Source organism: Sphaerisporangium sp. NPDC004334, from assembly GCF_053602655.1.
On record NZ_JBSGDZ010000049.1, the window covers coordinates 12,565 to 37,674 of the forward strand.

At 69.0% G+C, this 25,110-nt stretch carries 25 protein-coding genes and 4 pseudogenes; 17 read left to right on the plus strand and 12 right to left on the minus strand.

The features are described 5' to 3' along the window. Positions 1 to 15: 15 nt before the first annotated feature. From ACWEN6_RS38575 to ACWEN6_RS38585, 3 genes are all read right to left on the minus strand, one after another. Positions 16 to 168 carry a hypothetical protein gene (locus tag ACWEN6_RS38575; RefSeq protein ID WP_354853392.1) on the minus strand — a complete coding sequence of 51 codons (153 nt, stop codon included), beginning with the start codon at positions 166 to 168 and terminating at the stop codon, positions 16 to 18. Positions 169 to 1,242: 1,074 nt separating this feature from the next. Then, positions 1,243 to 1,443: a DUF397 domain-containing protein gene (locus ACWEN6_RS38580; protein WP_452576935.1), complete on the minus strand. Its 201-nt coding sequence runs from the start codon at positions 1,441 to 1,443 to the stop codon at positions 1,243 to 1,245. Beyond that, positions 1,434 to 2,216 carry a helix-turn-helix domain-containing protein gene (locus ACWEN6_RS38585; protein ID WP_452576937.1) on the minus strand — a complete coding sequence of 261 codons (783 nt, stop codon included), beginning with the start codon at positions 2,214 to 2,216 and terminating at the stop codon, positions 1,434 to 1,436. The genes ACWEN6_RS38580 and ACWEN6_RS38585 overlap by 10 nt, the downstream gene beginning before the upstream one ends. 196 nt (positions 2,217 to 2,412) lie before the next feature. Here ACWEN6_RS38585 and ACWEN6_RS38590 point away from each other — a divergent pair, with 196 nt between their 5' ends. Then, positions 2,413 to 2,841 carry an ATP-binding protein gene (locus ACWEN6_RS38590; protein ID WP_452576939.1) on the plus strand — a complete coding sequence of 143 codons (429 nt, stop codon included), beginning with the start codon at positions 2,413 to 2,415 and terminating at the stop codon, positions 2,839 to 2,841. A 503-nt stretch (positions 2,842 to 3,344) separates the two neighbouring features. Here ACWEN6_RS38590 and ACWEN6_RS38595 read toward each other — a convergent pair. After that, positions 3,345 to 4,079 carry a helix-turn-helix domain-containing protein gene (locus ACWEN6_RS38595; RefSeq protein WP_452576941.1) on the minus strand — a complete coding sequence of 245 codons (735 nt, stop codon included), beginning with the start codon at positions 4,077 to 4,079 and terminating at the stop codon, positions 3,345 to 3,347. A 220-nt stretch (positions 4,080 to 4,299) separates the two neighbouring features. On the opposite strand from ACWEN6_RS38595, the gene ACWEN6_RS38600 reads away from it, so the two are divergent. Genes ACWEN6_RS38600 through ACWEN6_RS38610 form a run of 3 tightly spaced genes read left to right on the plus strand, consistent with a single transcriptional unit; the run spans position 4,300 to position 6,703 of the window. Continuing rightward, positions 4,300 to 4,968 carry a DUF4097 family beta strand repeat-containing protein gene (locus tag ACWEN6_RS38600; protein ID WP_452576943.1) on the plus strand — a complete coding sequence of 223 codons (669 nt, stop codon included), beginning with the start codon at positions 4,300 to 4,302 and terminating at the stop codon, positions 4,966 to 4,968. A 26-nt stretch (positions 4,969 to 4,994) separates the two neighbouring features. Beyond that, on the plus strand, positions 4,995 to 5,933 hold the full coding sequence (locus ACWEN6_RS38605) for an ATP-binding cassette domain-containing protein (RefSeq protein WP_452576945.1): 939 nt from the start codon (positions 4,995 to 4,997) through the stop codon (positions 5,931 to 5,933). Continuing rightward, a complete protein-coding gene (locus tag ACWEN6_RS38610; RefSeq protein WP_452576947.1) occupies positions 5,930 to 6,703 on the plus strand; it encodes an ABC transporter permease in 774 nt (257 codons plus the stop codon). The genes ACWEN6_RS38605 and ACWEN6_RS38610 overlap by 4 nt, the downstream gene beginning before the upstream one ends. 121 nt (positions 6,704 to 6,824) lie before the next feature. On the opposite strand, the gene ACWEN6_RS38615 is transcribed toward ACWEN6_RS38610, so the two are convergent. Then, entirely contained in the window at positions 6,825 to 7,901 is a 1,077-nt protein-coding gene (locus ACWEN6_RS38615; protein ID WP_452576948.1) for a hypothetical protein, read from the minus strand. 54 nt (positions 7,902 to 7,955) lie between these two features. Here ACWEN6_RS38615 and ACWEN6_RS38620 point away from each other — a divergent pair, with 54 nt between their 5' ends. Next, entirely contained in the window at positions 7,956 to 8,675 is a 720-nt protein-coding gene (locus ACWEN6_RS38620; protein WP_452576950.1) for a TetR/AcrR family transcriptional regulator, read from the plus strand. A 101-nt stretch (positions 8,676 to 8,776) separates the two neighbouring features. Here ACWEN6_RS38620 and ACWEN6_RS38625 read toward each other — a convergent pair whose 3' ends face one another. Further along, entirely contained in the window at positions 8,777 to 9,643 is an 867-nt protein-coding gene (locus ACWEN6_RS38625; RefSeq protein WP_452576974.1) for a LysR family transcriptional regulator, read from the minus strand. Positions 9,644 to 9,845: 202 nt separating this feature from the next. Here ACWEN6_RS38625 and ACWEN6_RS38630 point away from each other — a divergent pair. Continuing rightward, positions 9,846 to 10,076 (plus strand): annotated as a pseudogene (locus ACWEN6_RS38630) (dienelactone hydrolase family protein); the annotation flags it as partial. Between the two features lie 97 nt (positions 10,077 to 10,173). After that, positions 10,174 to 10,557 (plus strand): dienelactone hydrolase family protein, encoded by a 384-nt coding sequence (locus ACWEN6_RS38635; RefSeq protein ID WP_452576952.1) that lies wholly within the window; start codon positions 10,174 to 10,176, stop codon positions 10,555 to 10,557. A gap of 117 nt (positions 10,558 to 10,674) precedes the next feature. Here the strand turns inward: ACWEN6_RS38635 and ACWEN6_RS38640 are convergent, their stop codons facing one another. Beyond that, positions 10,675 to 11,628 carry an SDR family NAD(P)-dependent oxidoreductase gene (locus ACWEN6_RS38640; protein ID WP_452576954.1) on the minus strand — a complete coding sequence of 318 codons (954 nt, stop codon included), beginning with the start codon at positions 11,626 to 11,628 and terminating at the stop codon, positions 10,675 to 10,677. Positions 11,629 to 11,684: 56 nt separating this feature from the next. Between ACWEN6_RS38640 and ACWEN6_RS38645 the strand changes: the two genes are divergently transcribed. Both ACWEN6_RS38645 and ACWEN6_RS38650 read left to right on the plus strand, forming a co-directional pair. Beyond that, complete coding sequence (locus tag ACWEN6_RS38645) at positions 11,685 to 12,077, plus strand: MerR family transcriptional regulator (protein WP_452576956.1); 393 nt, start codon at positions 11,685 to 11,687, stop codon at positions 12,075 to 12,077. A 269-nt stretch (positions 12,078 to 12,346) separates the two neighbouring features. Beyond that, positions 12,347 to 12,556 carry a S1 RNA-binding domain-containing protein gene (locus ACWEN6_RS38650; protein ID WP_380832184.1) on the plus strand — a complete coding sequence of 70 codons (210 nt, stop codon included), beginning with the start codon at positions 12,347 to 12,349 and terminating at the stop codon, positions 12,554 to 12,556. Between the two features lie 128 nt (positions 12,557 to 12,684). Here the strand turns inward: ACWEN6_RS38650 and ACWEN6_RS38655 are convergent, their stop codons facing one another. Continuing rightward, a complete protein-coding gene (locus ACWEN6_RS38655) occupies positions 12,685 to 13,647 on the minus strand; it encodes a DUF4142 domain-containing protein (RefSeq protein ID WP_452576958.1) in 963 nt (320 codons plus the stop codon). Positions 13,648 to 13,884: 237 nt separating this feature from the next. Between ACWEN6_RS38655 and ACWEN6_RS38660 the strand changes: the two genes are divergently transcribed. Next, positions 13,885 to 15,165 (plus strand): alpha/beta fold hydrolase, encoded by a 1,281-nt coding sequence (locus ACWEN6_RS38660; RefSeq protein WP_452576960.1) that lies wholly within the window; start codon positions 13,885 to 13,887, stop codon positions 15,163 to 15,165. 272 nt (positions 15,166 to 15,437) lie between these two features. After that, positions 15,438 to 16,655, plus strand: coding sequence for a GNAT family N-acetyltransferase (locus ACWEN6_RS38665; RefSeq protein ID WP_452576961.1), 1,218 nt, complete (start codon positions 15,438 to 15,440; stop codon positions 16,653 to 16,655). Between the two features lie 191 nt (positions 16,656 to 16,846). Here ACWEN6_RS38665 and ACWEN6_RS38670 read toward each other — a convergent pair. Further along, a pseudogene (locus ACWEN6_RS38670) lies at positions 16,847 to 17,242 on the minus strand (SDR family NAD(P)-dependent oxidoreductase); the annotation flags it as partial. A gap of 56 nt (positions 17,243 to 17,298) precedes the next feature. On the opposite strand from ACWEN6_RS38670, the gene ACWEN6_RS38675 reads away from it, so the two are divergent. Beyond that, complete coding sequence (locus ACWEN6_RS38675; protein ID WP_452576976.1) at positions 17,299 to 17,466, plus strand: MerR family DNA-binding transcriptional regulator; 168 nt, start codon at positions 17,299 to 17,301, stop codon at positions 17,464 to 17,466. Then, on the plus strand, positions 17,447 to 17,689 hold the full coding sequence (locus tag ACWEN6_RS38680; RefSeq protein ID WP_452576963.1) for a hypothetical protein: 243 nt from the start codon (positions 17,447 to 17,449) through the stop codon (positions 17,687 to 17,689). Before ACWEN6_RS38675 ends, ACWEN6_RS38680 begins: the two co-directional genes overlap by 20 nt. Before the next feature lie 205 nt (positions 17,690 to 17,894). Here the strand turns inward: ACWEN6_RS38680 and ACWEN6_RS38685 are convergent, their stop codons facing one another. Then, the gene (locus ACWEN6_RS38685; protein WP_452576965.1) at positions 17,895 to 19,739 is read right to left on the minus strand and encodes a hypothetical protein; all 1,845 of its coding nucleotides are present in this window, start codon (positions 19,737 to 19,739) and stop codon (positions 17,895 to 17,897) included. Positions 19,740 to 20,106: 367 nt separating this feature from the next. On the opposite strand from ACWEN6_RS38685, the pseudogene ACWEN6_RS38690 reads away from it, so the two are divergent. Then, a pseudogene (locus ACWEN6_RS38690) lies at positions 20,107 to 20,502 on the plus strand (transposase); the annotation flags it as partial. 29 nt (positions 20,503 to 20,531) lie between these two features. Here the strand turns inward: ACWEN6_RS38690 and ACWEN6_RS38695 are convergent. After that, positions 20,532 to 21,437, minus strand: a complete 906-nt coding sequence (locus ACWEN6_RS38695) for a class F sortase (protein WP_452576967.1) — start codon at positions 21,435 to 21,437, stop codon at positions 20,532 to 20,534. Then, on the minus strand, positions 21,434 to 22,792 hold the full coding sequence (locus ACWEN6_RS38700) for a hypothetical protein (protein WP_452576968.1): 1,359 nt from the start codon (positions 22,790 to 22,792) through the stop codon (positions 21,434 to 21,436). The genes ACWEN6_RS38695 and ACWEN6_RS38700 overlap by 4 nt, the downstream gene beginning before the upstream one ends. 206 nt (positions 22,793 to 22,998) lie before the next feature. Here ACWEN6_RS38700 and ACWEN6_RS38705 point away from each other — a divergent pair, with 206 nt between their 5' ends. The 3 genes and pseudogenes from ACWEN6_RS38705 to ACWEN6_RS38715 all read left to right on the plus strand — a co-directional run. Beyond that, the gene (locus ACWEN6_RS38705; RefSeq protein ID WP_354853447.1) at positions 22,999 to 24,144 is read left to right on the plus strand and encodes an acyl-CoA dehydrogenase family protein; all 1,146 of its coding nucleotides are present in this window, start codon (positions 22,999 to 23,001) and stop codon (positions 24,142 to 24,144) included. Positions 24,145 to 24,522: 378 nt separating this feature from the next. Next, a complete protein-coding gene (locus tag ACWEN6_RS38710) occupies positions 24,523 to 24,612 on the plus strand; it encodes a potassium-transporting ATPase subunit F (RefSeq protein WP_452576970.1) in 90 nt (29 codons plus the stop codon). 133 nt (positions 24,613 to 24,745) lie between these two features. Continuing rightward, positions 24,746 to 25,110: pseudogene (locus ACWEN6_RS38715) on the plus strand (potassium-transporting ATPase subunit B); the annotation flags it as partial.

The window sequence follows — 25,110 nt, forward strand, 5'->3', positions numbered from 1 at the left end:
CCCGAGCGCCTCCGATCAGTTGTGCTGCGGACGACGCCGCCGCAGGAACAACCCACCCACTCCGGCCGCCGCGACCAATGAGGTGCCCACCAGCACGAACGTCCGCCCGTCAGGCCCCGCGTCCCCGCCCCCACCGGTCGCCGCCCCGGCCACCGGCTTCTTGGTCACCTGCTGAGGATTCCTCGGCGAGTGCGTCACCGTCTCGAAGACAGTGTGCGTCTGCCGGGGAGTGGGAGTCGCCCTCGTAGGCGTCGGAGTGGGGGTGGGAGTAGGCGTAGGAGTGTCATAGGGATTGGTCGCCGCGCTTGGTGATGCCACCACGATGGCCAAAGCAGGCGGAGTAGCAGTCGCCGGATTCGCCGGTGAGGCAACCGTGCAGTTGTACTCGGTCTGAGTGCTGGCCGTGGAGCCGCTGAGAAGCAGACTGAAGTTTCCAGGCCTGACCGTCATGGTTCCCACGGCCGTCGGAATGATCGTCGCTGTCATCGTCGGGAAGGGAACCGGCGCCCCTTGAGTTAGCGACGCAGCAGGAGTGTGGGTCGTCGTAGGCAGGAGGGTCGACGGTGCGACTCCCACGGGAGCCCCCGAGGCTACAAGTTCGCCGTCAATGACGATCCCCGTAGTCGTGGGGATGGGAGCCGGCGCGGTGAAGGTCGCTCCCACAGGCTGGGAGATGACCCAGGTGATAGGCACCGTCGCATTGGGCGTGGCAGTCCCCACAGGACCCGTCAACTGGACCTGGAAGTTGAAAGTCCCGGTGGTCCCGTTAAGAGGAGTACATGTATAAGTGACCGGGCTGGGGCCCACGAGGGCTCCCATAGCTGGGAGCGCGATGAGAGCGGTCGCTGCACTGACGACACCCGCTATGGCTGCCTTGGTGGCGATGCGGCGGCGTGCTTGCGACTTCAGCACGTACTTCTCCATTCCAGCGGCGGCGGCGACCGGTGTACCAGGGCGTATCAGGATTCCAGTCTGTGGTCACAGTTCGGTACTGATCCTACGGAGGGTTCGTGCCGCCGTGGTGCGGTTTGACTGGTCTTCTCGAATCGTTAACTCGTCGCCGCAGGTCAGAGACCTCACTGCCAGTCAACTTTCAGCTGTAAGATCCTTCGCTCACCCTCACGTCTAATCACTGTCCGTAAGTGACCATGTTGTGGTTGTGACCGGCGATACTGGAGTGATTGCACCCATTTAAGATCTTGGCCGCCCGAGCATGATCCCAGGCGACCAAGATGGCTTGAACTACCCCCGATCGAACCGTCCGGCCTTGACGTCGCCCAAGAAGGCGCTCCACTCACCGGCCGTGAAGAACAGCTTGGGCCCATCGGGGCGCTTGGAGTCCCGGACCGCGATCAAGCGCGAGAGTTGCGCCACCTCGACGCAGTTCCCTCCGTTGCTACCTGTGTAACTGGACTTTTGCCATTTGACGTCACTTAGGTCCATCTTTCCTCCGCCGTTCTTGCGATGAGATCTATCGACATTTGCAATGGCAGCGCCTCGACGCGGATGGCCTCGAACTTCTCTACAGCAGACGCGACATCATCTTGATCGCCCGTAACCAGTCCACGCACAGCGGTGTCCAGATAAAGTACCTCGGTTCCGCCTTGCAATGTAGCCAGCATGAATCCGCCTTCGAGTCCAGCGCGCATGCCACCCAGTGGGACGACTTGTACGCTGAGGCGCGGCGTTATGACGGATACCAGATGCTCCAACTGTTCGCGCATGATCTTGGGTGAACCGATTAGCCGGTGCAGGACAGCCTCGTCAATGACACAGCGGAAGAGAGGGGACGGCGGATCGATTCGCGCCAGTATCTCTTGACGCTGCACACGCGCCTGTATCGCCGTTTCATCTCCGTACAGAACCTCGCGGGCGTACTCAGGTGTTTGCAGCAGCCCCGGGACAAGGATGGGCTCGTAAGCATGGAGAGCGGTGGCGACTTGCTCTTTGTCGGGCCACTGTCCGAACCAAGCAGGGAAGACCTGGCCCTTTCTCCAGTCGAGCAGGCGGGAGAGGGCTCCGTCGGTGGTGAGGGTGGTGTCGCAGGACTGGGCGAACTCGGGGCTGGCGGGGAGTTGGCCGGTCTCGACGCCGCTGATGAGCGACTCGCTGAAATGGATCTTCTGGGCGAGCTGGGCCTGGGTGAGCCCTGCCGCCTGACGGTAGTGCCGTAGCTCTCTGCCCCAGATGGCCTGAGGTGTGTACCGATCCACCATCGTGCCCCCAATCGCGAAGATTCAAGGAACGGCCGCCGACCTTCAAACCGACGGACTGGTAACCGTTCGCCTACCGAGCGTAGTCACCATTCGGCACCCTTGGCATACGAATTCCGCAGCGAGGAGAAAGATCATGTCAGGGGCGGTAGAGGCCGGCAGAACGTCATGTGAATACGCTCACGGGCCCGGTGGCCCCGTGGCTCTGCTGGGGCAGAAATGGATACCGCGCGACCGCAAATGCGTCGCCTCCGCGCGACGGTTCGTCCGGGACGTCGCCCTCGACTGGTGCGCGTCCGAAGAGACGCCGGAAATCGCGGAACTGCTGGCGTCCGAGGTCGTCACCAACGCGCTCACGCACGGCGCGGCGAATCTCGCCGTACAGGCCGCCGCACCGGCCACCGCATCGGCCACGGTGCGAATCGCCGTCGGCCGGGACGGCGAGTTGATGACCGTGGACGTGTACGACTCGTGCATCGCGATTCCGGAGCTGAGAAGCGCCGGCTCCATGGAGACCTCCGGCCGGGGGCTCGCGATCGTGGAGAGCCTGTCGCACAAATGGGGCTGGAACCTGCACCCCTACGGCAAGTCCGTCTGGTTCCAACTCGCCGCCTGGCCCGACGCCTGAAGGGAGACGAACGAGCATCACCTGATACGGCAGCGGATCCATAGGGTCCCACCCCGCATGCCCGTGGGGAGTCCAGCACGGCTGCCCACCCAGCTCGCGCGCACGCGACACAGGCAGCACGGGAAAGCCCGCACGCCAAAGACATCGGCCCGCAGCGGGACCCGGCACGACTACCCCACCCAGCTCGTACACACCCAACACAGGCGGCACCGGAAAGCCCGCACGCCAAAGACATCGGCCCGCGCCGGGACCCGGCACGGCTACCCCACCCAGCCCGTACGCACGCGACACAGGCGGCACAGGAAAGCCCGACCCATGGAGCTCGGCAACGAGGCCACGGCGAACGAGGAGCCTCTCGACGAGCCGCCGCTTCCCCGGCATCTCGCCGCTCTCGTAGGAGCACTGCAAGGGCCTGCGGACCTCGGCGTCGACCATGACCGATACCGCGCCGGTCGAACGCGCCGATCTTCGTGAACTCGCGATGTCGCCCAGCGGGACTCTGATCAGCGATCGTCGGGCTCGGGCACTTCGGCTTTGGTGTGGAGGACTTCCCGGGCCTGGTCGGCGGCGCGGATGAGTGTCTCGGTGACGAAGTCCAAGAAGCGGGCGATGTTCTCCAGGCGGGTGGCGGCCGGGCTGCCGGGTCCGAGGACGCCGACGCCCTGCCGTGCGGTCTCCACGACCCGGTTGTTGGCCTGGGCGCTGGCGATCATCGACTGGTACCAGAGCTCGTCGTCGACGACGTAGCGTTCGCGGCGGCGTTCGTCGCGGCGGCGGCGGACCAGATCTTGGCTCTCCAGGAACGTGATCGCCTTGGAGATGGACGCCGGGCTGACCTGGAGGCGCTGGACGAGCTCCGCGGTGGTGAGGCTGCCGGCGTCGGTGGTGTAGAGGCAGGCCAGCACCCGGGCCATCATCTTCGGCAGGCCCGACTGCATGAAGACGGTGGTGAGCGTCTCCTCGTACTCGCGCACAGCCTCGGCTTCGCGTCCGTGCGGCTGCGAGGGCGCCTGCGATCCGGGGGGCGTGGTCTGCGTGCGCCGTTGGGCGCGGCGCTCGGTGGCGCGGTGGGCCAGCTCGGCGCGGTAGGCGGTGGGACCGCCGTTGCGCATCACCTCACGCGTGATCGTGGAGGTGGGACGGTCGAGTCCCCTGGCGATCTCCGCGTAGGCGAGGCCGTCGGCCAGCCCCAGCGCGATCTGCTGACGGTCCTGCTGGGTGAGCCTGCCTCCCGGCATCGCGATCTCCTTCGTGTTCCTCGACGCCTCCACCATAGCGTTCACTCTCAAACCATTGCAACACACCGAGACCGCTGTTGCATTACTCTACAGGGCCACTGCAACGATTCTACGGCCTCTACCTGGACTTATAGTCCTGCTTCGCAACAAGTATCTTGCAGTGGATTGGAAAGCAACGTAGCGTTTCCGGTGTCAGAAACAACGAGCACAGGAGCACACGATGCAGAACTTCGACACCCCCGCCCCGATCTCCGCCGTCCTGGACATCCCCGCCGGCCGCGTCCGGTTCATCGCCGCCGACCGGGCCGACACCGCGGTCGAGGTCCTGCCCGCGGACGCCGGCAACCGCCGCGACGTGAAGGTGGCCGAGCAGACCAAGGTCGAGTACCGCGACGGCGTCCTGCGCATCGAGGCCTCGGCGAAGAACCAGTTCGTCGGCCCCTCCGGATCGATCGAGGTCACCGTCCAACTGCCCGCCGGATCGCAGGTCGAGGTCAAGGCCGCCAGCGCCGAGTTCCGGGGCGTCGGCCGCCTCGGCGACGTCGTCTTCGACGGCCAGCAGGCCTCGATCAAGCTCGACGAGACCGCGAGCGCCCGCCTCACCACCCTCGCCGGCGACATCTCGGTCGGCCGCCTCAACGGCCCGGCGGAGATCCGCACCAGCAAGGGCGACATCCGCGTCGCCGAGGCCGTGCGCGGCACCGTCGTGCTGCGCACCGAGGCCGGCGAGGTGTCGGTCGGCGCCGCCGCCGGAGTGTCGGCCTCCCTGGACGCCGGCACCTCCTTCGGCCGCGTCCACAACTCCCTCATGAACACCGAAGGCGCCGCCGCCCAGCTCACCATCCACGCGACCACCGCCTACGGCGACATCATCGCCCGCAGCCTGTGACCCACGGCCTCCGAGGAGCTCCCATCATGACCAACCTGGCCATCGCGGCGAACGGGCTGCGCAAGTCCTACGGCGACAAGGTCGTCCTGGACGGCGTCGACCTGACCGTCCCCGAAGCGACGATCTTCTCCCTGCTCGGCCCGAACGGCGCGGGCAAGACCACCACCGTCCAGATCCTGTCCACCCTGGTCCCGGCCGACGGCGGCACCGTCCAGGTCGCCGGCCACGACCTGGCCCGCAGGCCCGACGACGTGCGCGGGGCGATCGGCGTCACCGGCCAGTACTCGGCCGTCGACAAGCTGCTCACCGGCGAGGAGAACCTGCTCCTCATGGCCGACCTCAAGCACCTGTCACGCGGGGACGGCAAGCGCAGGGCCGCCGAACTGCTCGACCGCTTCGACCTGGTGGAGGCGGCGCGCAAACCGGCCGGAACCTACTCCGGCGGCATGCAACGCCGGCTCGACCTGGCGATGACCCTGGTCGGCGACCCCCGCCTCATCTTCTTGGACGAACCCACCACCGGCCTCGACCCGCGCAGCCGCCGCTCCATGTGGCAGATCGTGCGCGAGCTCGTCGCCGGTGGCGTCACCATCTTCCTCACCACCCAGTATCTGGAGGAGGCCGACGAGCTCGCCGACCGCATCGCCCTGCTCGACCACGGACGGCTGATCGCCGAAGGCACCGCCGACGAGCTCAAGCGGCGCATCCCCGGCGGCCACATCGAGCTCACCTTCGCCGACACCCACCGGCTCGACACCGCCCGCCGGCTCATCGGCACGGGAATCGCCGACCCCGAGGCGCTCACCTTGCAGGTGCCGAGCGACGGCGGCGTCCGCGCGATCCGCGAACTGCTCGTCGTCCTGGACGAAGGCTCGATCGACATCGCCGACATGAGCGTCCACACCCCCGACCTCGACGACGTCTTCCTCACCCTCACCGGCCAGCAGAAAGAAGCCACCCGATGAGCACCCTCACCCTCGCCGTGCGCGACTCCTCCACCATGATCCGGCGTCAGCTCAAGCGCCTGCTCCGCTACCCGTCCATGACCGTGCAGCTGATCGTCACGCCCGTCATCCTGCTGCTCCTGTTCGTGTACGTCCTCGGCGGCACCCTCGGCGCGGGACTCGGCGGCGGCCGAGACGCCTACGTCAACTACGTCGTCCCCGGCATCCTGCTCATGGCGGCGGCAACGGCCGCGACCGGCACCGCCGTCATGGTCGCCACCGATATGACCGAGGGCATCATCGCCCGCTTCCGCACCATGCGGATCTCCCGGGCGTCGGTGCTCACCGGCCACGTCGTCGGCAGCGTCGTCCAGCAGCTCCTGGGCATGGCCGTCCTCATCGGCATCGCCCTGGCGATCGGCTTCCGCCCGACCGCCAGCGCCGCCGAATGGCTGGCCGCCATCGGGATCCTCACCCTGTTCGTGGTGGCCGTGACCTGGCTGGCGGTCGCCCTGGGCCTGCGGTCCCCGACCCCCGAGGCCGCCAGCAACGCCCCGATGCCGCTGATCCTGCTGCCCTTCCTCGGCAGCGGCTTCGTCCCCACCGACTCCATGCCCACCGTCCTGCGCTGGTTCGCCGAGTACCAGCCCTTCACCCCGATCATGGAGACCGTCCGCGGGCTCCTCCTCGGCACCCCGATCGGCAACAGCGGCGCCATCGCCACCGCCTGGTGCGCCGGCATCGCCGCCGTCTCCTACCTCTGGGCCAAGAACACCTTCAACAAGGCCTGATCGATGAACCGGCCGGCCAGGGCCGTCAGACCACCAGGTCTGACGGCCCTCAGTGCATCGCGCATGGGTTGTCACGGCAGGACGTGCCGGTGCGGTCCGCGAACGGGCGACCATGGGCACCTCACCGCGGCGGGACTGAAGCCCGGCCCGGTCGGCCACCCGCGCCGGCCGCTCCCGCCGGCGGCGAAGCGGGCCGCGCGCCGTACCGGGTCGCGATGGCGTCGAAGACCTCCTTCGGCTCCCACGCCATGTCGGGATACCGGTCGCCTCCGTGCTCTTTGAGGACTCTGACGGTGCCGTAGCCGGCCATGTCGAGATCGCGCCTGGGGTCGGGGTCGTACCGGGTCTCGTAGCCGGCGAAGGTGAACCAGAACGCGCCATGCACTTCCTCGGCCTCGAAGACGTCCATCAGCTCGTTGAAGTAGGCCACCTGGACGGACTCGTCGCGGACGTACTCGCCGTTCAGCACCCGGGGTGTGGCCGCGTAGTCGACGATGGCCCAGCCCATTCCGCCGGCCTCGGCCGCGCCGCGGTAGGCGCAGCAGCCGAACTCGGTGATCACCAAGGGCTTCCCGTGGCAACGGTAGGCCCGCACGCGTTCGGCGAAGTCGGCGGCGTTGTCCGCCGAGCGGTACAAGTCGACCGCGGCGAAGTCGAAATGCGACCAGTCGATGTCCTCCCACTCCCCCGAGGCATAGGTGATCTTGCCGTCGAAGCGCGCCCGCGCGACCTCGGCGACGCCGCGCAGCACCTCGGCGAAGTCGGCAGCGGGCGAGAAGCCGGACCATGCCTGCGGGTTCATCGCGTTCTGGAGGCGTTCCATCAGATACGCGCCCGGCACGAAGCCGGCGCAGAACAGCGACATCTCACAGCCCAGCACGAGCACGGTCTCGGGATCGCGCGTCCGGATCTCCTCGGCTCTGGCCGCGCAGTCTTGGAAGTAGGCCGGCAATCGCGCGGGCGTCAGGTCGACCGGGAACGGCGCGAACCACACCCGCAGCCCCGCGTCGACGGCGGCGTGCGCGGCCAGTGCGATGCGGTCAGGGTCGTCCCCGCTGATGCGGACCGCGTCGCAGTGCAGGTCCGTCGCGATGATCTCCAGTTCGCGCCGCACCACGTCGGGGTCGAAGTCGACCCGCGACCGGTCGCCGACCGCGCCGCCGAACCCCGTGTCGTAGTTGATCCCTCTGAGCTGCATCGACACCTCCAGAATGTACGTTGTACACGTGATCATACGTAGTACACTCCAAGGATGCCAAGCACTTCCCCGGAACGGCTGATCTGGCACCACCCCGAGCCGCCCGGCCGCAAGCACGCGCTGACGCGCGCGGAGATCGTGCGCGCGGGCATCGCTCTCGCCGACACCGCAGGGGTCACGGGGCTGACCATGCGCGCCGTCGCCGGCGCGCTCGGCGTGTCGACTCCGATGTCGCTGTACCGCTACGTCCTCAACAAGGACGGCCTGGTCGACCTGATGCTGGACGAGGTGTCGGCCGAGGTCGACGTCCCCGCCGAACCGGGCGACGACTGGCGCGGCGACCTGCGCGGCGTCGCCTCCAGTCTGTGGCGGATGATCGGCCGGCATCGCTGGTACGCCGAACTGGTGGACAGCCGGCCACCGTTCGGGCCGACGACCCTGCGGCGGGCGGCCTTCATGCTGGCCGTGCTCGACAACGCCGGGCTCACACCGGCCGTCACCTACGTATCGCTGTTGGACAACTACGTGACCGGCACCGCGATGAGCGTCAGCAGAGAGATCGCGATGCTCGAGCGGTTCGGCATCGGCACGACGCAGGACCTGCAGGCGTACGCGGGCGAGATGGCGAACGACTCGGTCGACTCCTGGCTCCAGGACATGCCGCCCATCACCGCGGATGGACGCTTCGAGCTCGGCCTGGACTGCCTGCTGGACGGAATCGCCGCCAGGCGGCCGGTCGGCCGGCGGTCCCGCCCTCGCCCATCGCGCGGATGACGCACGCGGGGGCTGGTCGCGAGCCGCCGCAGGGGTTCCAGCTCACCGCCCGGCCGGCGAGATGACGCCGGACCGCCGGGCGCGGCGCGGGCGATCGTCCCTCACCAGGTGCGGGCCTGGAGGAGGAGATGACGGCGCACGGCGGTCCCGGCCGGGTTCGCGGCGCCTGCGCGGGAGACCAGGAACAACGTGTTGATCGGCGCGAGCTCGGGGTCGAGGAGCAGCCGGAGGCGGCCGTCGGCGAGCTCGTCCGCGCACAGATAGCGGGGCAGGACGGTGATGCCCGCGCCGGCCACGACGGCGGCCAGCACGCCGCGCAGGTCGGGGACGACCACCGCGGGGGCGCGGGTGAGACGGGTGTCGAAGACGGTACGCCAGTAGCGGCGCAGAATCGGCAGGTTCTCGCCGTAGGCGATGAGGGGCGCCCGATCCGGCCCCTCCCCCTCCCAGCCGGCGGCCGCGACCAGGACGAAGTCCTCGTCGCACAGCGGCTCGACGACCAGGCCCCGGCGGCGGGGCCGCAGGGTGGAGACGACCAGGTCGAGGGCGCCTTCGGCCAGCTCGCTCAGCAACCTGTCGGGCAGGCCGAGGGTGACGCGCAGTTGCAGCCCCGCCGTGACCATCGGAGCGAGGCAGGGGAGCACGCGGGCACAGGTCAGCTCGGCCGGACCTCCGAGGTGGACGACGCGGCCGAACACCTCGGCCGGGCCGCCGGGATCGCCCAGCACCAGCTCCTCCAGCGAGTCGAGGGGGACGGCGACGCGGCGGGCGAGCCGGTCGGCCGCGGCGGTCGGGGCCATGCCGCGCGGCACGCGGTCGAACAGCGGCCGTTCCAGCGCCTGCTCCAGCGCCTTGATGTGCCCGGTGACGGCCGGTTGCGAAAGGCCGAGCAACCCGGCGGCGCGGGTCACCGAACCTGACCGGTACACGGCGAGGAAGGTCCGCAGCAGATCGAGAGAGACGCTCACAGCACCCACACGTATCAGCATTCTGATACCGACAGGGTGGTCTTCCTATTGGATGCCGATGTCGGCGGTGGGTGACGATCTACGCGTCGTCCCGCGCAACGGCACGGGGGCATCGGACGAGGGAAGCAGGTACCGGCGGATGTCGGAGTACATGGAGCAAACCCACGGCAGGCGCGTCGAGCTGCGGGTCGGAGACGGCGTCATGGGCGCCTACCTCACCCTCCCGCGCTCGCCGGGCGCTCACCCGGGAGTCATCGTGGCCCACCAGTTGTTCGGTGTGACCCCGGACATCCGCGCGGTCGCCGACCGGATCGCCGCCCTCGGGTACGCCGTGATCGCCCCCGACTTCTTCCACCGATCGGAGGAGACAGGGGTGGAGCTGGACGCCGACGAGGAGGGCCGTGCGCGCGGCTTCGCGCTGATGGGCGAGCTGACCCGCGCCGGAGTGCTCGCCGACGTGCGCGCGGCCGAGCAGTACCTGCGCCGGCACGCGGGCGTCGCGGGCCCGGTCGGCATTGGTCGGGCTCAGCATGGGAGGTCACCTGGCCTACTACGCGGCCACCCGGCTCCCCCTGACAGTCACCGTCGTGCTGTACGCGGGCTGGCTGACCGGAACGGACATCCCGATCAGCAGGCCCGAGCCCACCGTCGAGCTCAGCGGCGGCATCACCGGGCGGATGGTCCTCATCGTCGGCGCGGACGACCATCTGATCACCGAGGAGCAGCGCGCGATCATCGAGGCGCGTCTGCGGGCCGAAGGCGTCCGGTACGAGATGGCCGTGCTCCCCGGCGCCTCGCACGCGTTCCTGTCCCCGAGTGCGCCCACCTTCCACGCGGCCGCCGCCGAGCATGCCTGGAAGCTCATCGAGCAGAACTTGACGGCCGAACTGGGGCACGCCCCTCCGCAAGCGTGAGCCACCGACGAACGCAGAGGACGATCAACGACGCGAGGCGGGGCGCCGGGTCCCCGACGCCTGCTCTCGCCCACCTGGTAGCGGGCCGCTCTCCGAGCTCTGCCGCGCGGCGATGGCTCAGGAGATGAGATCCAGGCCGGTGAGGCCGGCCGAGAGCGCCCAGAGACGCGCCGCCTCATCGGTCGGCTCGTCTGTCGTCTCGTCCCTGTCCGCCGGACCGCCTTCGACGATGCGGCAACCGGCGCAGTACTCGCCGCCGTGCCCGTCCAGCTCGGGCGAAGCAGCGGCCCACACCATGGTCGCCGCACCTCGCTCGGGTGTCGTGAACAGGCCCGGCGCCGGATCACCGTCGGCGTCGAGCCAGCCGGCGGCGACCATCTCCTCGACCGTCAGGTGTCGTTGCAGGGAGGTGCGGATCCATCCCGGGTTCACCGAGAAGGCCCGGACGCCGTGCGGTCCGCCCAGCCGATCGAGGTGGCGGGCGAACAGGATGTTCGCGAGCTTGGACTGGGCGTAGGCGGCCCACTTGTCGTAGCCGTGCGCGAACTGCACGTCCTCCCAGCGGATGCGCCGGCCGGGGTCGTATCCCGAGGAGACCGCGACGACGCGGGCCGCGCCGGCCGCCTTGAGCACGGGCCACAGCAGGTTGGTCAGCGCGTAATGGCCCAGGTGATTGGTGGCGAACTGCGCCTCCCAGCCGGGCCCCACCCTGGTCTCCGGGCAGGCCATGATCCCGGCGTTGGCGATCAGCATGTCCAGCGAGTCATGGCCGCGCCGGAAGCGTTCCGCGAACGCCCGGACGGAGGCGAGGTCGGCGAGATCGACCTGGTCGACCTCGACTCCCTCCACGCCGGTCAGCGCCTGCCGCGCCTGCTCGGGATCGCGGGCCGGGACCACGACCAGGGCCCCGGCGTGCGCGAGCGCGCGGGTGGCGGCCAGCCCCAGACCGGAGTGACCGCCCGTGACCACCGCCGTCCTGCCGCTGAGACCGATTCCCGCGAGGACGTCGTCAGCGGTGCCGACCGCGCCTGATGGACGGCGGGTCACGCCGACGGTCTCGTGACTGTTCATGCCGCGAACGCTAGATGCTAGACCGAGGTATAGGTCAACGGGATACGTTCGGCACCATGCGGAACGATCTGAGCATCGGCGAGGTGGCGAAGCGCATTGGGCTCAGCGTCCACGCCCTGCGGCTGTACGAACGTGAAGGCCTGCTCGCCGGCGAGGTGCGGCGCGACGACAGGGGCCGGCGGGTCTACAGCGACTGGGACGTCGAGTGGCTGGCCAACTGCGTCAAGTTCCGGGCCTCCGGCATGCCCCTGGCCACGATCGGCCGCCTGGCCGAACTCGTCCGTGCCGGCAGCGGCAACGAGGCGGAACGGCTTGAGTTGCTCCGCGCGCACCGGCTCCGCATCGCCGAGCAACTCGCGCGGCTGCACGACTGCCTCGACCTCATCGACACCAAGGTGGCGAGCTACGAGAAGCACCTCGCCGCCGGCGCCTCCGGAGACCCCTGGTGACGGCACCCCGCCCAAGACCCGATCGTCGCGCGCGGACCCTTCATGAGCCTTCCCCGGACCGTCAAGGGCTCGCGATCGTCCCGGAACCAGCCTGCCGCGAGGTTTCGGAGTCACACCTGAGTCGCTACCATCGATCTATGACTGCCGGGTCGGCCACGCGCCGCACACAGGACGGACGCCCGGCCGCCGCTTGATCACCCCGCGGGCGAGAGGCCCGCCGCGTCACGAGAAGCGCGCACAGCCACTCGTGACGAAAGGAGGTGACATACATGAGCTGGCAGTCCTTCCTCGCCGGTCACCAGGTCGGTGACATCATCGAAGGCGTGGTGACCAAGGAAGTGCCGTTCGGTTCGTTCGTCGAGTCCGACGGCTTCACCGGTCTCGCCCATGGGCGATCGTGGCCCGTCGGCACCCGCGTCTCGGTCCGGATCCTCGCGATCGACCCCGACAATCAGCGGTTCAGCCTGGCCGCCGTCTGAGTGAGCGCTGATCCGGGGGAAGCGCACTCCCCCGGATCAGCGCCCCACCGCATTATCGCCAGCGGCCGGCGGACGCCGAGCGCCCGCCGGAGCGTCCGCGCTGACCGTTGTTCTGCCGAGGGCGGTCATCAGCCGCCGGTGGAGTGGTGGCTCTCCTTCGTGCCGTCGAGCAGCGAGGTCGCGGGGGGCGCGCTCGGCGCGGGTTCTCCATCAGGGACCGTCGGAGGAGTCGCGCTCACCGTGGGGGCGGGGGGAAGGGCGTGGTCTCCTGCCAGGCCCGTGCCCTCCAGCAGGCCCATGTGGGTGTTCACGAACTTCGCCGCGCTCTCGGCGAAGCCGCGGATCAGCGTGTTTCGGGTGGAGGCCCGGACGGCGCCGATGGCGGGGAAGATCTTCCCGTGCGCCATCCGCAGACGCATGACGGCCGTCTGGTCGTAGGCGAGTCCCTTCTTGGCGGAGATCTCGGCCATCCATCCCTTCTGGTCGTCGTTGGGCTCATCGGGCAGCGGCACGCGCAGTTCCTCCGCCACCTCCCGGACCTCCGCGTCCAGAAGTTCGTGCTGCCGGGCGATCTCCCCCAGGTTCTTCCTGGTGACGGCCCGGAAAGCGCGTTTCGCGGCCTGCCTTCCCGTCGGGATCTCCCAGAGGCCGGCCAGACGTACCTTGACCACCAGATCGCGGTCCGCCGGACTCAGTGGGCCCCACGGCGTCGACACCGTCCCCTGCGCCGCTTCGTCCTGTGCCGCGCCGTCCTGTGCCGCTTGGTCCTGCGCCGCCGCGTCCGTGGGCGCCGCGTCCGTGGGCGCCGCCCCGTCCGTGGGCGCCGCGTCCGTCGGAGCGGCCCCGCCCGCCGGGGCCGCGCCGTCCTTGGTCGCCTGCGCCGAGGAGCCGGAAGCGTCGGCGTCGGGCTCGGCGGCCGCCGCCGACGCGAGAAGCCCTCTCGCCAACTCCTCTGCCGGCACGGCGCTGGGCGCGGGGTCCGTGGCGGCCGCGATCGGCTCGCCGAAGATCCTGGAGCAGGCCGTGGTCGTCTGAAGCGCGATGAGGCTGAGAACCACGGTGGCGACCGAGGCGATACGTGCGCGTCGCATCTGTACCCGATCCCTTCTCCCCCTGGGGAATTGCGATCCATCGTCACAACGACGGTGGCCGTTCATGCGGAGCTACGGGCGGTTCCCGTGAGTGGTTCGATGCGATTGGAACGAGTTTCTACTCAGCCGCGAACGGGGGTCGCGCCGGAGCACGACACGAACCCGTTCAGGTGGAGCGGGAGACGCCGAGCCGAACGCCCCGCGTCCAGGGCGAACGGCCTGAATAGGATCGACGTCATGATCTCGCCCCCCCGCTCCGACACGGTGTTCGCCGACCACGTCTTCACCGTCCCCCTTGACCACGACCGTCCCGAGGGCGAGCGGATCCAGGTGTACGCGCGGGAGGTGCGGGCGGGCGGCAGACGGGCCGAGGACCTGCCGTGGCTGCTGTACCTGAACGGCGGTCCCGGCTTCTCCTCCCCGCGCCCACTCGGCGGGGAAGGCTGGCTGGAGCGCGCCATGGAGGACTACCGCGTGCTGCTGCTCGACCAGCGGGGCACCGGCCGCTCCACGCCGCTCGACCGGCGCAGCCTGCCGCGCCTGGGCCCGCCGAGCGCCCAGGCGGAGCACCTGACGCACTTTCGCGCCGACTCCATCGTCCGGGACGCCGAACTGATCCGCCGTACGCTCATCGGCGACCAGCCGTGGAGCGTCCTGGGTCAGAGCTTCGGCGGATTCTGCACGGTGACCTATCTGTCCTTCGCCCCGCAGGGCCTGGCGGAGGCGTTCGTCACCGGCGGCCTGCCCGGCCTGGGAGCCCGGGCCGACGGGGTGTACCGCGCCCTGTATCCGCAGGTGGAGGCAAAGAACGCCGAGCACTACGAACGCTACCCCGAGGACGTAGAACGCGCCGTGCGCGTCGCGAGGCACCTGCGCGACGGCGAGGTGCTGCTCTCGAACGGCCGGCCCCTGACCGTGGAGCTGTTCCAGACGCTGGGCAACCTGCTCGGCGGCGGCACCGGCAGCCGGCGCCTGCACTACCTGCTGGAGGACCCCTTCGCGGGTGGAGATGATCTCAGGGACGGCTTCCTGGTCGAGGTGGAGGCCGAACTGGCCTGGACCGCGGGAGCTCCGCTGTACGCGCTCATCCACGAGGCGACCTACGCGCAGGGCGAGGGCGCCACCGGCTGGTCGGCACAGCGCGTCCGCGACGAGTTCCCCGGATTCGCTCCCGCCGCCGCCCTCGACGGTGACGGCCCCCTGCTGTTCACCGGGGAGACGATCTACCCCTGGATGTTCGACACCGACCCCATCCTGCGGCCGCTGCGCGAGACGGCGCACCTGCTCGCCGAGCGCCCGTCGTGGCCGGCGCTGTACGACGTCGCCCGCCTGGAGGCCAACACGGTGCCGGTCTCGGCGGCGGTCTACTACAACGACATGTACGTCGCCCGGGAGCTGTCCCTGGACACGGCCCGCACGATCAAGGGCCTGCGGCCGTGGATCACCAACGAGTACGAGCACGACGGCCTGCGCATGGACGGCCGCGCGGTCCTGGACCACCTGTTCTCCACGCCTTAGTGCGCTGTCACGAACGTTCACCTGCTCGGACGCCGTAGCGGGCGCCGGCATCGCCGTACCACGACCCGCCTACCCGGCGCCGACCACTGCAGCACGTGGCCGGGTGGAGAGCCGGGCCCGGTGAACGGATGTGGTTACCGCCATGTCCCTCCGTACCACGTCGCACCACCCTCCGCGCTTCGGCCGTTACACCGCGTTCTGGCGCCCTTCCCCGGCGCCGTCCATCTGATCGGAGACCCTGGCCGATCAGTGGACGACGTTCAGCGGTATCGGTGAATCGCCGTCTGTTCCAGCCGATCGTTCGGCTGCGCCGCGGTCCGGGCGCGCGAATGGCTACCTTCTCCGGTGTCCGTATCGTCGACCGCTGGAGGGCGTTCTCAATGGCGCTGCCCACGAAACTGGTTCTGGTCGTCCGTGCCGATCTGCCTCCCGCGGCTGCGGTGAACGCGGCGGCCGTGCTCGGGCTGAGTCTGGGCGCACGGCTGCCCGAATCGCTGGGACCGACGCCGCAGGACGCCTCGGGCGACCTGCACGCCGGGCTGAACCCTCATCCGGTGCCCGTGCTCAGTGCCACCCCCGACCAGCTGCGCGAGCTGTACGCGAAGGCGCGCGCCAGAGACGACACGATCACCGTGGGATTCAACGAGACGGCTCGGCGGGCGCGCGACTACAACGACTTTCTCACCGCGCTGGCCACGACGCCGGGCGAGGAGATCGACCACGTCGCCGTCGCGGTCTACGGTCCGCGCAATCGTGTCTCGGCACTGACCAAACGGCTGCCTCTCCACGCGCCCGTCGAACCCGTCGCCGATCGCGCGGCCGAGAGAGATTCGACGGCCTTCGAGCTGGCAGGGCCCGTTCTCGAGGGCGAGTTGGTGCGCCTGGAACCCCTCACCCGCGATCACGCCGGCGATCTGGCGGTGGCGGCGGAGGAGGACCGCGGCTCCTACGCCTACACCTGGGTACCGCGAGCCGGTGAGGTTGAGCGGTACATCGGCGAGCAGCTCGAACGGGCCGCGACGGGAAAGCTGGCGCCCTACGCGCAGGTGGCGAGGTCGTCGGGGCGCGCCGTGGGTGTGACGGCCTTCTGGGATCCCCGGCCCTGGCCAAGGAGCGCGGACCGCCTGCACGCGGTCGAGATCGGTTTCACCTGGCTCGCGGCGTCCGCTCAGGGAACCGGGATCAACACCGAGGCCAAGCTGCTGATGTTCCGCCACGCGTTCGAGAGCTGGAACGCCGCCCGCGTCGACCTGAAGACGGACGCGCGGAACGGCCGCTCCCGTGCAGCGATCGCCGGCGTGGGGGCACGGTTCGAAGGGGTTCTGCGAAACTGGTCCCCTTCATGGGCGCCAGGCGAGCAAGGGGCGCTCCGCGACTCCGCGATCTTCTCGATCGTCGCGGAGGAGTGGCCGGAATGCCGGGCGATGCTCGAGGCGCGGGTCGCCGCGATGGTCAAGCGCGGCGACCCGGACACCGTGGATTCGCTCTGAGGCCCACCGATGGGACGCCCGTGCTCCGCCGCCGTACTCGCCGGCTCAGGAGGTTCCGGAGGTCCGTTGCCGTGCCCCCCGCCGAGGACACCGCCGTGGACGCCGCGTCCACCGCTGAGGCGCCCGTCGAGCTTCAGGGCGGGCCACAGCAGGTCCGCCAGCGCGTAATGACCCAGGTGGTTGGTGGCAAACTGCGCCCCCCAGCCGGGCCCCACCCCGGTCTCGGGACAGGCCATGATCGCGGCATCGGCGATCAGGATGTCCAGGGTGTCGCGCCCGCGCCGGAACCGGTCCGCGAACGCCCGGACGGAGGCGAACTCGGCGAGGTTGGCGAGATCGACCTGGTCGATCACGACCTTCTCCACGCCGGTCAGTGCCTGCCGCGCCCGCTCGGGCCGACGGGCCGGGACCACGACCCGAGCTCCGGCGCCCACGAGCGCGCGGGTGGCCGCGAGCCCCAGGCCGGAATACACGCCCGTGACGACCGCCGTCCTCCCGGTGAGATCGATCCCGGTGAGAACGTCGTCAAGGGTGCGGGCCGCGCCTGATGTGCCGCGTTTCGCGTCAGTGGTCCTGTGGCCGGACATGCCGCGAACGCTAGACGCTAGATCGAGGTCTAGATCAACGGGTTATGTTCGGCATCATGCGGAACGGTTTGAGCATCGGCGAGGTAGCGCAGCGCATTAGGCTCAGCGTGCACACCCTGCGGCTGTACGAGCGTGAGGGACTGCTGGCCGGCGAGGTGCGGGGTGACGACGGTGGCCGGCGGTCTACAGCGACTGGGACGTCGAGTGGCTGGCCAACTGCGTGAAGTTCCGGGCTCCGGCATGCCCCTGGCCACGATCGGCCGTCTCGCCGAGTTGGTCCGTGAAGGCGGCGGCAACGAGGCGGAACGGCTGGAGCTGCTACGCGCGCACCAGCGCCGCATCGCCGAGCAACTCGCGCGACTGCACGACTGTCTCGACCTCATCAACGCCAAGGTGGCGACCTACGAAAGACACCTCGCCACCGACGCCCACGGCGCCCCCTGGTGACAGCATCCGCAGGTAACCGACCGTGACCAAGTCGTATCGTCTCCTCCCCGTCGCAGCGCGCCTCGCCGTAGCGGCGCTCGCGGTCCCCGATGCCGCCACCCGGACGGCCGAAACCGGCCTGGAGCCGCGGCGGCGATTCGCGCACCACTCTCCAGACCGGCACGGCGCCCTTCCCGTTCGAGCGGGACGCGGGCCTGGTGCGCGCCTACTTGGTCTGCACGATGGAGTACTTCCCGTTGCTCCCGTGCACGGTGAACCGCTGATAGGGGTTGCGGGTCTTGTAGCAGCCGACCTTCAGGATGCAGTTGGTCAGCGTGCCCTGCATGGCGGACTGATAGGTGGCGGTCCTCAACCCGTACTGCCAGTTGACGGTCAGCCTGCCGCCATGGTCGTCATAGCCACCGTAGTTGTTGGTGACGTAGGCGTACCGCTCCTTGATTCGCGTCACCTTCTTGCCGTCCCAGCAGAAGTTCAGGACGTTGTGCCATTTGATCAGAACCGAATTGAAGACCGAGGACCGGTAGGTGATGTAGCGGTTCGCCCGGTAGCAGCCGCCCCTGGCCCGCGTGGTGTCGTCCAGGTCGCCCGGCGTATCGTCCCCTGTCAGGACGGTGGCGGCGAGATCGGGGATTCGCTGCTCCCATTCGGGGTGGTTCGCGAGCACCGCCTTGTCGGCGTCGGTGATCTGGTAGTCCTCGGAGGCCTTCAGCCGGTCGAGGATCGGGGCGACGTCGTCGGGCACCGCGAGGTCAGGCTGGGCGACGGCCGGCGCCACCGCGTAGCCGCGTACGGACACCTGCAGGTGGACGGTGCCCGAGCTGTGGTTGGTGATCGTGATCAGTCCGCTCGCGTTGGGGACGGCCAGATCAAACCCGTTGGCGCTCTCACCGGCGCCGTCGAAGGTGACGCTGGAGATGCCGGGGTCCGGCACGCCGGTGGAGTAGACCGACAACCACCCGGCCGCGGCCGGGCGCCGAGCGTCGACGTTGAGCGCCACCGCGGCGATCCGGTCCGGCGTCAACCCGGAGTCGGTCGATGCGTCGAAGGTGACCGAGTCACCCGGGGCGATCGCTTCAGTGGCGCCGTCGGGGATGCCGGTGCCGTCGAGCGAGTCGACGAGAACTTTCGGCGCGACCGGCTGGAACGAGGAGCCGGCGGCGTCGCCCTTGAAGTATCCGCGTACGGTGAGGGAGATGTCGACGGCGCCAGTGCCATGGTTGGTGAGTTTCAGCCTGCCCGTGCTCGACAGGCGCGCCGACTGGAAGTTGCTGTCGCTCTCGCCGCTCCGGTAATTGAGCGAGGAGACGTTCGGGTCGGCCTCGTCGGAGGGGTACAGCGAGAGCCAGCCGAAGGTCGTCTGGTGCATCGCCACGATGTTGACCGCCGCGGCGGTCACGTCCGCGGCGGGGACTCCCTTCTGACCGGCGACGTCGATGGTGACGGTTCCGCCCGCCGGGACCGGGGCGGTGGGCGAGCCGGTGCCGATGCCGAAGCGCGTGTCGTAAAGGTAGCCGGAGTCGAGGGGGTGGTACTCCTGACCCGGCTGGGTGCCCAGTGCGTCACGGTAGTAGCCCCGGGCGCTGACGGTGAAGTGGACGGCCCCGGCACTGTTGTTCTTCAGAGTCACATCGCCGGTCCCAGTGATCCTGGTGACGTCGTAGCCGGTGGTGGTCTCCCCGGCCGCGAAGGTGATCGTGGAGACCGTGGTCGGCACGTCCGAGGGATAAAGCGTCAGCCAGCCGAACTTCTCCGGGCTCATGACGTTGAGGCTTAGGGCGACGGCCGACACGCCCGAGCCCGGGATCGCGCCTCTTCCGGTGACCCGCACGGTGACCGAACCGTTGGCCGGAACCGTCGCGCCGCCGGTCATGTCGCCTGCGGCACGGGTGTCGAGCAGTGACGTCGGGGCCACGGGCACATACTGCCCGTCGCCGGCCGCGTCGGCGTTCACCGTGCCAATGCACGGTGCCGCCACGAGAGCCAGGATGGACGCGAGCGACGCCGCGACCAATGCGATGGCGCGCGTCATCGCGTGAGGGGAAAGCAGCATGAATCTCCTCGCCTAGGCGCCGAAGCGCGATCAGGGGCGTTCCGCGGGTGATGAGAGCTCACCCGGACCGCGTCACCGGCGACGTTACGGACGTGGCCGGACGTCGTCGTCGGATGCCGGGTTGAACCTGCGGTAAACCTGGGCCGTAGTGATCCGGAGATCGCGCGGCGAGCTACCACAGGTGATTGACGACATCGGTGGTACGGAGAGGAGCCGCCACCCGTTGACGAGCGGTGGCCTGCGGGTCTCGCGACTTCAGGGGAGACTCGCCAGAGCGGACCAACCGGGGATGGCGACCAGGAGGCCGGTGAGCAGACGTCCGGGCCATCGCGACGCATCCTGAAGTACCACGAACGGGGTGAGGCCGGCCCGAGGAAAGGCCGAGGCTGTCATCCTGACCGGCGGCAACCGCAACGATGTCACCCAGCTGGTGCCGCTGCTGGAGGCCGTCCCACCCGTGCGCGGCAAGCGTGGCCGGCCTCGCAGGCGTCCCGATGTCGTCCTGGGCGACCGCGGCTATGACCACGACAAGTACCGCAACCAGGTCCGAGCCCTGGGCGTCCGACCGCTCATCGCCCGCCGAGGAACTGAGCACGGCTCCGGCCTGGGCAAACAACGCTGGGTCGTCGAACAGACCTTCGCCTTGCTGCACCACTTCCGACAGCTGCGCATCCGCTGGGAGATCCGCGCCGACATCCACCAAGCCTTCCTCAGCCTCGGCTGCGCCCTCGTCTGCTGGCGACGCCTCACCTCATTGCGTTAGCAGTTTCAAGGGCGACTGGGACGCGGGTCTCAGCGGCGGGTGGCGGCGGAGAGGGTGGCGTAGACGATGATGTTGTCGGTGTAGCTGTGCGCCTTGGCGTTGAACACGCCGCCGCAGGTGATCAGACGCAGGCTCGGGCGGTCCACGTGCCCGTAGACGCGCTTGGTCGGGAACCGGTTCTTGCTCGCCTGCTCGGCCCCGTCCACGGTGAACCGCGCCGTCGAGCCGTCCGCGCGGACCACCGTGATCGTGTCGCCGCGCTTCAGCTCGCGCAGACGACTGAACACGGCGGGACCGCCTCGGGTGTTCACATGGCCGAGGATCACCGCCGGGCCCATCTCGCCCGGAGCCGGTCCCAGCCGGTACCAGCCCGCCAGCTTCGGCCTGCTCAGCGGGGGCACCTCGATCTCACCGTTCCGGTCCACCCCGACGGACACGAGCGCCGCGTCCACGCCGATGCCCGGGACGCGGACCCGGGTCGGCACCGACTTGCGCAGCGCCTTCACCGGCGCGGCCACCGGAGCCGGCGGCGAGGCGGCCGGCGCGGCCTCGACCAGAGGCGCGTTCACTCCACCGGGGCCGACCGTCGCCGTACCCACCGACGAGGACGCCGCGTCCACGGTTGAAGCCGTTGTCGAGGTCTCCGTCGAGGTTCCGTCCGTCATGGACGTCCCTGCCGTGGTCTGCCGCTCCGCACCGGAGGAGGTCGTGCCGTCGGCATCGTCCGCCGGGAACATCTGGGCGACGACCGGCGTCGGCTCGGAGCCCGACGCGGCGTTGTTCTCCGTGGGCGACAGGTACGCCAGCAGGCCGGCCATCACGGCCCCGATACCCGCCAGGGAACCGGCCGTCACCAGGACCGGCGCCAGCATGCCCTTCCACCGCCCGCGCCGAGGCTCCTCGCCGTCCGGCGCCGGCGGTAACGTCCCGCTCAACCCGCCCTTCCCCGGCGGCGTCTCAGCACGAGACCGCCCGCCACACTGCCGAGCAACAGCACGGAGCCGTATGCGATGAAGGCACCGGGCCTCGGATCCTGTTCGGGAGCCTCACCGGTGTGCGCGCCACCTCTGGGGGTCACCCGCACCTGGGGAGTCGAACTGGCCTTGGAGCCCTTGGAGGTCTTGGACGCCTTCGGCGTCGGACTCGCTGTCTCCGTAGGCGCCCCATGCCCCGAGCCGCCCCCCGAAAGCACGATCACCCCGCGAGCCGAGTCATCCCCATCACTGATGTGCTGGTTCCCGTTGTTGCTGTTGTTGCCGTCATTGTTGTTCCCGCCGCTTTGGTTGTTCTGCGCGGGGACGACGTCCACGACCATTGCTCGCGGATTGCCGGTGAAGTGACAGTTCGTTCGGAAGTGGTACGGCGGGATGGAGATCTGATCCGTGATCACCTTGAACGCGTCGACCAGCATGTACTTCCCGGTGGGCGCCTCGTTCGTGAGCGTGAGATCGTGTTTCTTGTACTCAAGATTGTGAACGGACCAGAGGACCTGTTGACCTTTCCTGGTCGTCACCTTCTGACCGTCCGCCTCGCGTGAAGCATCTGGAGCGGGGTCGGGATGCACCGAAACGCCATCTAATGCGACTCCGACCGCTCCCATTTCAGGATGGCGTTCGGTGACGTACTCGATGCCCGTGCCAGTGAAGCTGATCGTCACCGTCTCCTTAGCTGTTGTCGTCTGGTGGACATCCCCGAGATAGTCGCCGAAGTCCTTCCGCTCCTCACCACCAGAAGACGACCAGGCTGCGCTGTAGACGATCGGCCCCTGTGTGCCGGTATTGGTGTCGTTAAGCACCACGGTCTGTTGGGGTGGTATGAAGTCGAAGGCTAGATCACGCGGGGTGATCAACAATCTGCCCTCTTTGGTGCTGCCCACAGAGCCGAGCATCGCCGTCGGCAGTTCCAGTGGACCACTAAGGCGCAGTTCCGCCTGGTCCTTGGTGCCGGTCGAGTCGAGCTTCCCTTGGAAGAGCCCTGCGACATCGGCGGTACCGGTGACGAAAAGACGGCCACCGGCCGGGAAGTTCCCGGACGAGGCGAGAGGCGATTCGTCGAGCGTCCACTCCAAGGGGATGCGCTCACCGACCTTGACGGTCGTGGGCACCGCTACCTGAACCTGGAGACGCCGCTGCCCTGGTGGTAGGAGAGCACCGTCCGTGCAGGTGTACTCGAAATGGTGGTATGCCGTGTCGGCCGAACCAGTGCTGGCGGGAAAGGCCATGATCGCGGCGGAACCACCCAGCACCACCGCTGCCAGGGATCTGCGGAGCTTGGGAGCCCAGCCGTTCACGATCGCCTCCGATCACGCGTCCAGGCCGACAGGCAGCCGGAGGTAGATCGTATGACTCTGCGGGCTTACGGCGGGCTTATGCAGGAGTAACACTGCAGAAAGTGGCTGATTTGTGACGTAGGGGGACGCCCTCGACCGTGCGGGGTCCCCGGGTCCGGCGATGACCAGAATCGTATTCTGGTGCGGTAACCCCAAGGAGGAAGCGAATGCAGCGAGACCTCTTCGAGGAGGAGCATCTGCTCTTCCGTGAGACCGTGCGCGAGTTCATGACGCGCGAGGTCGTCCCCCACCACGAGCAGTGGGAGAAGGACGGCATCGTCCCGCGAGAAGTGTGGAAGAAGGCCGGCGAGCTCGGCATGTTCGGCTTCTCGGTCCCCGAGGAGTACGGAGGCTCGGGCATCTCCGACTTCCGCTTCAACGCGGTCATCGTCGAAGAGATCATGAGGTTCGGCGCGACCGGGCTCGGGTTCGGCCTGCACAACGACATCATGGCGCCGTACATGGTCGATCTCACCAACGACGAGCAGAAGCAGCGCTGGCTCCCCGGCTTCGCCTCCGGCGAGCTGATCACCGCCATCGGCATGACCGAGCCGGGCGCGGGGAGCGACCTGCAGGGCATCAAGACGACGGCGGTCCGCGACGGCGACCACTACATCGTCAACGGCCAGAAGACGTTCATCACCAACGGCGTCAACTCCGACCTGGTCGTCGTGGTGACCAAGACCGACCCGGCGGCGGGGGCCCGCGGCACGACCCTGATGGTCGTCGAACGCGGCATGGAAGGCTTCTCCCGGGGGCGCAACCTGGAGAAGATCGGCATGCACGCCCAGGACACCGCCGAGTTGTTCTTCGAGAACGTCCGCGTCCCGGTGGCCAACCGGCTCGGCGAGGAGGAAGGCCAGGGCTTCATCCAGCTCATGGTGAACCTCCCGCAGGAACGCCTGTCGATCGCGGTGGCGGCGGTCGCGGCGGCGGAGGCGGTGCTGGAGACCACCATCGAGTACTGCAAGTCCCGCCAGGCGTTCGGCCGCAACATCGGCAAGTTCCAGAACACCCGCTTCGTCATCGCCGAGCTGTCCACCGAGGTGGAGATCGCCCGGCACTACGTGGACAAGTGCATCCGCGCACTGAACGCCAAAGAGCTCACGGTCGTGGACGCGGCCAAGGCCAAGTGGTGGACGACCGAGCTCCAGCACAAGGTCATCGACCGCTGCCTGCAACTGCACGGCGGCTACGGCTACATGGTCGAGTACCCGGTGGCCAAGGCGTGGATGGACAGCCGCGTCCAGACCATCTACGGCGGCACCACCGAGATCATGAAGGAGATCATCGGCCGCTCCTTCGGCTTCTGAACCGACGCCCCGGAACCGACGCCCAGGGAACGACGCCCAGGGAACGACGCTCCTGAACCGACGCTCCTGAACCGAGGCCGAGCCGAAGCGCCTCCCTCGAACCCCTGAGCCGGCGGGCCTGAAGCCCACCGGCTCAGGTGCGGGTCGGCGATGGAGGCGTATGGCGGGCGCCAATACTCGGCCTGACCGCGTATGGAATCCGTCAAAACGCGTCAACCACGCCAAGCATCGCGATTGTCTCGTCCTGCGGCCCCTGCCGGGCCCTGGGAGGCGTCTTGCGGGATTGCGAGGAGTGGCGATGGCCGACGTCGGCTTCGTGGCCCTGACGATCGTGGTGTTCGCGATCGTCGGACTGGTCGTGCGCGGGGTGGAGCGGCTGTGAGCGCCGTGAACGCCGCCGGACTGGCGGTGGCCGCCGCCCTGGTGCTGTTCATGGTCGCCGCCCTGCTGTTCCCGGAGCGGTTCTGATGGGCACCGCGACGGCGGGCGCCGTGTTCGTATGCTCCCTCGTCGTCGCCCTCGCGCTGACACACCGCCCGCTGGGCGACTACATGTCACCCTGGGCAACCGCCAGGCCTCGGCGTTCCTCCCGGTGGAGGGGGTGCCGGAGCGCGAGCTGGCCGAGGCCGCGCAGCTCGCCAGCCTGGCCGACGAGACCCCCGAAGGCCGCTCCATCGTCGTGCACGCCAAGCGGCGTTACGGCTTGCGGGAGCACACGCCCGGCGAGCTGGACCACGCCTCGTGGGTGGCCTTCACTGCGCAGACCCGCATGTCCGGGGTGGAGGTGGACGGCCGCCAGGTGCGCAAGGGCGCGGCGAGTTCGGTCATGAAATGGGTGCGCGACCACGGCGGCCACCCCACCAGCGAAGTAGGCCCGCTGGTCGACGGCATCTCCGCCTCCGGCGGCACCCCCCTGGTCGTCGGCGAGATCACCACCGCCGGCACCGCCCGCGTGCTCGGCGTCAT